Annotated in this window: 7 protein-coding genes; 4 read left to right on the top strand and 3 right to left on the bottom strand. The window is 71.7% G+C overall.

Translation table 11 applies throughout. The features are described 5' to 3' along the window. Together A3Q37_RS17665 and A3Q37_RS17660 are read left to right on the top strand one after the other, a co-directional pair. On the top strand, nt 1–1303 hold a 1303-nt coding region (locus A3Q37_RS17665; RefSeq protein ID WP_255311840.1), incomplete at its 5' end, for a YncE family protein. 73 nt (nt 1304–1376) lie between these two features. Continuing rightward, complete coding sequence (locus A3Q37_RS17660) at nt 1377–2777, top strand: M1 family metallopeptidase (RefSeq protein WP_065485535.1); 1401 nt, start codon at nt 1377–1379, stop codon at nt 2775–2777. 38 nt (nt 2778–2815) lie between these two features. Here A3Q37_RS17660 and A3Q37_RS17655 read toward each other — a convergent pair whose 3' ends face one another. Together A3Q37_RS17655 and A3Q37_RS17650 are read right to left on the bottom strand one after the other, a co-directional pair. Beyond that, entirely contained in the window at nt 2816–4426 is a 1611-nt protein-coding gene (locus tag A3Q37_RS17655; protein WP_065485533.1) for a M4 family metallopeptidase, read from the bottom strand. Nucleotides 4427–4701: 275 nt separating this feature from the next. Further along, on the bottom strand, nt 4702–5277 hold the full coding sequence (locus A3Q37_RS17650; RefSeq protein ID WP_006125579.1) for a TerD family protein: 576 nt from the start codon (nt 5275–5277) through the stop codon (nt 4702–4704). 182 nt (nt 5278–5459) lie between these two features. Here A3Q37_RS17650 and arfB point away from each other — a divergent pair, with 182 nt between their 5' ends. After that, the gene (gene arfB, locus A3Q37_RS17645) at nt 5460–5894 is read left to right on the top strand and encodes an alternative ribosome rescue aminoacyl-tRNA hydrolase ArfB (protein WP_029182636.1); all 435 of its coding nucleotides are present in this window, start codon (nt 5460–5462) and stop codon (nt 5892–5894) included. A 32-nt stretch (nt 5895–5926) separates the two neighbouring features. On the opposite strand, the gene A3Q37_RS17640 is transcribed toward arfB, so the two are convergent. Further along, on the bottom strand, nt 5927–6433 hold the full coding sequence (locus A3Q37_RS17640) for a flavin reductase family protein (protein WP_065485531.1): 507 nt from the start codon (nt 6431–6433) through the stop codon (nt 5927–5929). A 381-nt stretch (nt 6434–6814) separates the two neighbouring features. On the opposite strand from A3Q37_RS17640, the gene cdgB reads away from it, so the two are divergent. Continuing rightward, nucleotides 6815–8473, top strand: coding sequence for a diguanylate cyclase CdgB (cdgB, locus tag A3Q37_RS17635; RefSeq protein ID WP_065485529.1), 1659 nt, complete (start codon nt 6815–6817; stop codon nt 8471–8473). Nucleotides 8474–8554 lie beyond the last annotated feature (81 nt).

The raw sequence follows: 8554 nt of genomic DNA, 5'->3' as shown, positions 1-8554 counted from the left end.
CGGCCCTCGCGCCGCCTCGCAGGCGCCCGGCCCGCGCGCACTCCGGCTCACGCCCGGCCCCCACGCCGCGTCCAGCGCCCCCGGCCCGCGCGCCGCCTCCCAGGCGCCCACCCCGCGCGCCGCCTTCCTCAAGGCGTCCGGCCCCCGCGCCGCCCGCCGCCTCACCCTCGCCCTCCTCGCCGCCGCCCTCCTCGCCGGGTGCGCCACCGGCACCACGGAAGCGGACCCGGGCGCCCCATCCGCACCGCCCACCTCGGCCGGCACCGTGGCGACCCCCGACCCCTCCCGGGCCCCCGACGGCCGCACCCCCGACGGCACCCTCCTCGTCGCCGACTTCGGCAGCGACACCGTCACCTTCGTCGACCCCGGCCGCGACGGTTCCGGGGCGGGCGGGGCGCCCATCGCCTCCGTGAAGGTCGGCACCGCGCCCTACGGGCTCGTCGTCGGCGAGGACGGGCGGGCCTGGGTCGCCACCGCCGAGGGCGTCGCGGTCGTCGACACGCAGAAGCGGACCCGGCTCGCGCTGATCCCGTACGCGACGGAGTCCGGCCCCGTCACCACCGGCGAGTACCGGGGCGGCGGCATGGGCATCGCCCTGGCCCCGGACGGCGGCCGCGTCTACGTCGGGGTCAACGTGCCCGGCGAGGACGGCACGGTCGAGGTCATCGACACCGCGACCCGTGAGGTCACCGGCACCGCGCCGGTCGGCATGCGCCCCTTCGACGTGGACGTCTCACCGGACGGCCGCGAGGTGTACGCCACCGATCACGACTCCTTCGACGTGACGGCGGTCGACGTGGAGACGCTGAAGACCCGGCGCATGGAGGTCGCCCCGTACGGCACGGAGGGCGGGCTCGGCTCCTGGCTGAAGCCGCACTACGCCGTCGTACGCCCCGCCGACGGCAAGCTGCTGCTGCCCTTCGAGGGGGAGCGGCTGGCCATACTCGACCCGCGCACCGGGAAGGTGGCGGTCGAGCGGATGACGGCCAATACCCATCAGCACGGCGCGGCACTCGCCCCCGACGGCACGCTCCTGGTGGTCGGCACCGGCCCGATCGGCCCGGACGACGAGGACCCCTCGCTCACCGTCCGCGCCCCCGACGGCTCGGAGCGGGTCGTTCCGCTGGAGGGTCCGCACGAGGACGTGGCGGTGTCGGCGGACGGCCGCACGGCGTACGTCACCGGCGGCTTCACCCGCGACGGCTACTGGAACGGGATCACGGTCGTCGACCTGGACGACGAGGGGAGCGACCCCGTCCGCCTGACGGCAGGCAACCGGCCCCTCGGTATCGCCGTCCTCTGAGCCAGGAGCCGCCCGCTCGTCCCCCGAGGCGGGCGGCTCCTTCCCCGCACCGGGAACGCCCTAAAATCGACCGGTGAACCCCCGCACCCCGCCCGCCGCTCCGCTCCTCCTCGTCCTGGCCCTCGCCCTCCTCGGCTCGGGCTGCACCGGTGGCGTCGAAGGGACCCCGGGCGCGGTCGGCCTGCGCGATCCGTACTTCCCCGGGCTCGGCAACGGCGGCTACGACGTCACCCACTACGGCCTGAAGCTCGACGTCGACCCCGCCGCCGGACAGCTGCGCGGCACGGCCACCATCACCGCCCGCGCCACCCAGCATCTGAGCGCCTTTCACCTCGACCTCGCCGGGCTCGACGTGGATAGCGCCACCGTCGAGGGGAAGCCCGCCGCCGTGAACCGGGCGGGCAAGGAGCTGACGATCCGCCCCGACGCGTCGGTCGACGACCGGATGCGCGAGGGGCGCACGTTCACCACCGTCGTGCGCTACTCCGGCTCCCCGCAGGCCATCACCGACGCCGACGGCGAGAAGGAGGGCTGGCTGCGGACGGCGGACGGCGCGGTCGCCCTCGGCGAGCCGACCGGCTCCATGGCCTGGTTCCCCGGCAACCACCACCCGAGCGACAAGGCCGCGTACGACATCGAGGTCACCGTCCCCGATCCGCTGACGGCCGTCTCCAACGGGCAGCTGGTCGCCCGGCGTACGGAGAACGACCGCACCGCCTACCACTGGCGGACCACCGAGCCGATGGCGAGCTATCTGGCGACCGTGGCCGTCGGCCGGTTCACCACCGAGCAGGCGCGCACCCCCGACGGCATCCGCCTGTTCACCGCCGTGGACCCCGAGTCGGCGGCGGCGAGCAAGGACGTGCTGGCGGAGATTCCGGCGGTGCTCGCGTGGTCGCAGGACAGGTTCGGGCCGTACCCCTTCACCTCCGCCGGGGCGATCGTGGAGCGCACGGGCGACTCGACGTACGCCCTGGAGACCCAGAACCGGCCCGTCTTCCCCGGCCCGCCCGACACCGGCCTCCTCGTCCACGAGCTGGCCCACCAGTGGTTCGGGAACTCCGTCACCCCGAAGACCTGGCGCGACATGTGGCTCAACGAGGGCTTCGCCACGTACGCGGAGTGGCTCTGGGCCGCCGACCACGACGACGTACCGGTCGAGGAGAGCTTCGACGAGGCGTACGACGACGACGCCAACTGGGCCTTCCCGCCCGCCGCTCCGCCCGCCGCCCTCGACCTCTCCGACCCGCCGGTCTACGGGCGCGGGGCCATGGTCGTACACAAGATCCGGCTCGCGATGGACGACGACAAGGCGTTCTTCGCGCTGGTCAGAGGGTGGACGAAGAAGTACCGGCACGCCAACGCCTCCACCGGCGACTTCACCGCGTACGTGGAGGAGGAGACCGGCCAGGACCTCACCGGGCTGTGGGACGCCTGGCTGTACGGCGGAAGCCGGCCGCCCCGGGAGGGCTGACCGGCTTCCGTGTTCCGTACGGTTCCGTACGGCTGGGGTTACTTGACGTTGACCCCGGTCCAGGTGGCCGAGACCGCCTTCAGCTCCTCGCTGTCCGCGCCGAACAGGTCGGTCGCCGCCTTCTCGGTCGCGACGCGCGCGCCCGCGTAGTCGGTGGTGGAGGTCATGTAGACCGAGAGCGCCTTGTACCAGATCTGGTACGCCTTCTCCCGCCCGATGCCCGTCAGCGTCGAGCCGTCGGAGGTCGGGGAGTCGTACTCGACGCCGTTGATCGTCTTCTTTCCGCTGCCCTCGGCGAGCAGGTAGAAGAAGTGGTTGGCGACGCCGGAGGAGTAGTGGACGTCCAGGTTGCCGAGGTTCTCGTCCCAGTAGTCGGCGGAGTTGCCGTCCTTGCTCGGCTGGTCCATGTAGCGCAGCGGGGTGCCGTCGCCGTTGATGTCGATCTTCTCGCCGATGAGGTAGTCCCCGGCGTCCGACGCGTTGTCGGCGAAGAACTCCACCGAGGCGCCGAGGATGTCGCTGGTCGCCTCGTTGAGCCCGCCGGACTCGCCCGCGTAGTCCAGGTCGGCGGTGGCGGAGGTGAGGCCGTGGGTCATCTCGTGGGCCGCGACGTCGATCGAGGTGAGGGCGTTCTTGTTGCCCTCGCCGTCGCCGTACGTCATGCAGAAGCAGCTGTCGTCCCAGAAGGCGTTGACGTAGTTCTGGCCGTAGTGGACCCGGGAGTAGGCGGCCTTGCCGTCGCCCGCGATGCCGTCCCGCCCGAGTGCTGTCTTGTAGAAGTCCCAGGTCTGCGCCGCGCCGTAGTGGGCGTCGACGGCGGCGGTCTGCCGGTCGTCGCCGGTGCCGTCGCCCCAGGTGTCGTCGTCGTCCGTGACGAGTTCGCCGGTGCCGGAGGAGCCCTGGTTCAGGTCGTACGTCTTGTGGCCGCCGCGCTCGCCGTCGGTCAGCTCGAAGCCCGCGTCGGTCTTCGTGGTGGTGATCTCGACCTCGCCGCTGTACTGGCTGTTGCCGGTACCGGTCTCGATCGCCTCGTAGCTGTGCAGCTTCTTTCCGGTGGTGGCGTCGGTGATGGTGTGGACGCGGCTGGGCGTGCCGTCCTTCTGGACGCCCTCTTTGACGGTCTCCCAGGCGAGGACGGGCTCTCCGCCGTGGCTCGCGTAGATCACCTTGCGGGCGCTCGCCGCGGCCTTCAGCTTCGGCGTCGTCGACGCCACGGCTATCTTCGCGTCGGTCGCCTTGTCGACGCTCTTCAGCGTGCCCGCGGCGGTGGTGTGGGTGATCAGGTCGCCGCCGAGGACGGGCAGGCCGTCGTAGGTGCGCTCGTAGCGGGTGTGGACCGTGCCCTGGGCGTCCTTGATGACGTCGCGGGCGATCAGCTTCTCCTGGCCGCCGAGCTTCAGGGCCTTCGCCGCCGAGGCGGCCTCCGCCTGCGCCGACTTGATGGCCGTGGCGCGCTGCGCGGCGGGGTTCACGCCGAGAGCGGCGGCCGTGGCGGGCTTCGCCGCGGTGGTACGGGCGTCGTCGTCGGGTGTGGCGACGGCGGATCCGGCCTGGACACCGGCGACGACCATCGCGGCCACGGCCGCGAGTGCTGCGAGTCGACGGGTGCCCCGGGCGCGGGAGTTGTGGGGGGTGGTGTGGAGGTTCATGTGTGTTCTCCGTTGGTCGTCCTGTGGGGGGACTACGAGCGGAGAGCGTGCCACCAAATGAGCGAAGTTGACGGTGTGCTGACAATTGCCTCACATTTCTTTGACCAGTTCTTGTACGAATGGGGCGCCGCGCTGTCCGGTATTCGGCGAAGTGGCGGGATTCAGTGGTACGGGGGAGGCGGCTTGACGGGGTCTCACGTACGCACGCCGGAGCCCCCGGCCGCGATCGCGGCCGGGGGCTCCGGTGAGACTGTTGCGCGCTCGGGAGCGACGCGTCAGAGGTTGACGCCGAAGTCCTGGGCGATGCCGCGCAGACCGGAGGCGTACCCCTGGCCGACCGCGCGGAACTTCCACTCGGCGCCGTTGCGGTAGAGCTCGCCGAAGACCATGGCGGTCTCGGTGGCGGCGTCCTCGCTCAGGTCGTAGCGGGCGATCTCGGCGCCGCCGGCCTGGTTGAGGATGCGGATGAACGCGTTGCGGACCTGGCCGAAGTTCTGGCTGCGGGTCTCGGCGTCGTAGATGGAGACCGGGAAGACGATCTTGTCGACGTCGGCCGGCAGACCCGCCAGGTTGACGTTGATCTGCTCGTCGTCGCCCTCGCCCTCACCCGTGACGTTGTCACCGGTGTGCACGATGGTCTGGTCCGGCGTCGACTTGTTGTTGAAGAAGACGAAGTGGCCGTCCGAGACGACCTTTCCGCCCGCGTTCACCGCGATCGCCGAGGCGTCGAGGTCGAAGTCGGTGCCGGTGGTGGTGCGGACGTCCCAGCCGAGGCCGACCGTGACGGCGGTAAGGCCCGGTGCCTCCTTGGTGAGCGAGACGTTGCCGCCCTTGGACAGGCTTACTGCCATGGGAAGTCCCTTTCCTCGTCGTGTGCGGGCTTCATGCCATCACGAAGCTACCGTCACCCGTCATAACGCGTGCGGCGGACCATCAGGTTCCTGCTCGCTTTACTTTCTTTACGAACTTCCTCGGACGCGGCGGGCCGGGGCGGCGCAAAAGAAGGTGACGGGCGGGGTGCGGGGGAGGGACCATGGGTGTCATGTCCGGGCCCTATGTCATCCGCGGTTCGGTCTCCCTCCCGGAGGCCGAGCTCATGTGGCGTTTCTCGCGGTCCTCCGGGCCCGGCGGCCAGCACGTCAACACCAGCGACTCCCAGGTGGAGCTGCGCTTCGACCTGGCGGCGACCGACGCGCTCCCCGAGGTGTGGAAGGCGCGGGCGCTGGAGCGGCTCGCGGGCCGGCTGGTGGGCGGGGTGGTCTCCGTACGGGCCTCCGAGCACCGTTCCCAGTGGCGCAACCGCGAGACGGCCGCCGTGCGGCTCGCCGCCCTCCTCGCCGAGGCCACGGCGCCGCCGCCCAAGCCCCGGATCAAGCGGAAGGTCCCGCGCGGGATCAACGAGCGCAGGCTGCGCGAGAAGAAGCAGCGCGGCGACACCAAGCGCGGGCGCTCCGGCCGCGATTGGTAGCCGGGGGCCATGCCCCATCCCGGGACGGGCCGTCAGCCCAGTTGCCGGTAGCGGCCCTTGAAGTACGTCAGCGGCTCGCCCTCCGGGCTCGGCAGCTCCGCCGTGAGCACCCGCCCGATCACCAGGGTGTGGTCCCCGGCCACCACGCGCTGCTCGGTCCGGCACTCCAGCGTCGCGAGCGCCCCGCCGATCAGCGGGGCCCGCGTCACCTCGCCCCGTACGTACGCGATGTCCTCGAACAGCAGCCGGTCGCTGATCCGGCCCTTCATGGCGAACCGGCCCGCGATGTGCCGCTGGCTCGCGGCCAGGACGGAGACCGCCCACAGCGGCTGCTCGTCCAGCAGGTCGTCCATCCGGGAGCCGTTGCGCAGGCTCACCATCACCAGGGGCGGTTCCAGCGACACGGACATGAAGGCGGTCGCCGTCATGCCCACGTCCTCGCCCCGGCCGTCCTCGTCGAGGGGCGGTTCCTGGGCGGTGACCAGTACCACCCCGGCGGCCAGCCGCGCGAGGGCGGCACGGAACTCGTCGTTGCTCACTCCCTCAGCATGAGGGACGGTCTCGGGGCGCGGGGTGGGGGGCTTCGTCTGGAGCACACCCCGACGCTAACCGCGGCGGCCGGACGGCCGCATCGGGCCAGGGGACCAGGCGGGTCCTAGGACCCCGGAAGGGGAAGGCGGGGGGCGTGCGCGGGCGCGCACAAGGGGGACCCGTCCCTCCCGGTGACGGCGGAACGATCGTCGTCGCCGTGAGTCACCGGCACACCCCGGTCATCTGTTGTGACTTGAGTCACAGAGTCCATTTTCTGCTGACCCTGTGTACCGGGTGCACAGCTCACTGTGATTCAGTGGCCGTGACACTGCAACAAGTACGTCGATATGAAGCCTGGAGTTGCTGTCGAGGTCCCGGGGGTGCGAGCGATGGAGGCCGAGTCGGAGCCGTACGTCCGCCTGGCGACCATGCGTCAGCTGCACCAGGCCGTCGCCGATCTCAACACGGCGCGAAGCCTCGCGGACACGCTCCAGAGCGTGGTCGACGGGATCGTCGCGGGTCTCGGCTACGAGCTGGCCTGCGTCAACCTGGTCCGGCCCGAGGGCGACCTCGTCATCGCCGCCTTCGCGGGCAACGCCGCCGCCGAGGCCCTGATCACCGGCCGTGTCGGCTCCCGCGACTCCTGGAACCGCCGGCTCTCCATGGGCGAGGCCTGGGGCAGCCTCCGCTTCATCCCGCACACCGAGGGCTGGGTCCTCCTCGACGACGACGTACCGCAGTGGCACACCGAGGGGCCCGAACCCCGGTTCGAGGACGAGTGGCACCCGCTCGACCGGCTCTACGCCCCGATGTACGCCTCGGCGGGCGGGGGCGACCTCCTCGGGGTCATCTCCGTCGACCGGCCGCGCAACGGACGCCGCCCCGGCGCATGGGGGCGCGAAGCGCTCCAGATGTACGCCTCCCAGGCCGCCATCGCCATCAGCAACGCCCGCCTGCGGTCCAACATGCAGCGTGCCCTGGTCCGCCTGGAGCGGGAGCAGCAGGCGCTGCGGGCCAGCGAGGAGTCCTTCCGGCAGGCCTTCGAGTACGCGCCCAGCGGCATGGCCATCGCCGAGATGGGCGGCGACCAGCAGGGCAGGCTGCTGCGCACCAACGACGCCCTGTGCCGGCTGCTCGGCCGGCCGGCCTCCGTGATGCGCCGCTACTCCTTCGCCGACCTGGTCCACCCCGAGGACATCGGCACCCTGCTGCGCACCTCCGCCGAGGGCGGCCGGGCCGAGCTGCGCCTCAGCCGCCGGGACGGCACGTACCTCTGGGTCTCGCTGCGCAACTCGGTCGTCGCGGACACCGCCGACGGGCCGCGCTTCCTGCTCACCCATGTCGAGGACATAGAGGAGCGCAAGCGCCACGAGCTGAACCTCGCCCACCGCGCCTCGCACGACGCGCTGACCGGGCTGCCCAACAGCGCCGAGCTGAAATCGCGGCTCAGCGCCCGGATCTGCGAGCGGCCGAACTCCTCCCCGGCCGCGACCGCGATCGAGGCGCTGGACGCGGCGTACGGGGACGTCGAGTCGTCGCTCACCCACGGCTACCAGGCCGACGGCTACGAGGGCGAGGCGATCCCCGGCGGCGGACCCTTCGACCACCATGTGCACACGGTGGCCCCGGATCCGGAGCACGACGACGGGACGAAGGGGCTCGCGGTCCTCTTCTGCGACCTCGACGGTTTCAAGTCCATCAACGACCGGTTCGGGCACCACACCGGCGACGCCGTGCTCATCGAGGTCGCCCGGCGGCTGAGCACCTGTGTGCGGGACGGCGACACGGTCGCCCGGCTCGGGGGTGACGAATTCGTCGTTCTCGCCGACGGCCTCGGGGCGGCGGACGCCGCTGACCTGGCCGTTCGCCTGAGAAATGCCATCATTCCGCCCATAAGGGTCGATGGGCGGGCGGTCCGGGTCGGGGCGAGTTTCGGCATCGGCTGGGCCGAGTGCGGGATGACCGTCGAAGAGGTCCTGCGCTCCGCCGACCAGCGGATGTACGTGGAAAAGCGGTCCCGGTCGAAGGTTCACCGCAGGGCCGGATGACGTTCATGGCGCGTTCCTCCCCCTACCCCGTACCCGTCCCCCCGGGGCCGCCCCGGTGGGCGAGCGCAATTCGGGGGCTGC

It is taken from the genome of Streptomyces sp. PTY087I2 (assembly GCF_001687325.1).
GTDB lineage: Bacteria > Actinomycetota > Actinomycetes > Streptomycetales > Streptomycetaceae > Streptomyces.
This window is presented reverse-complemented; position numbering and strand designations above follow the sequence as displayed.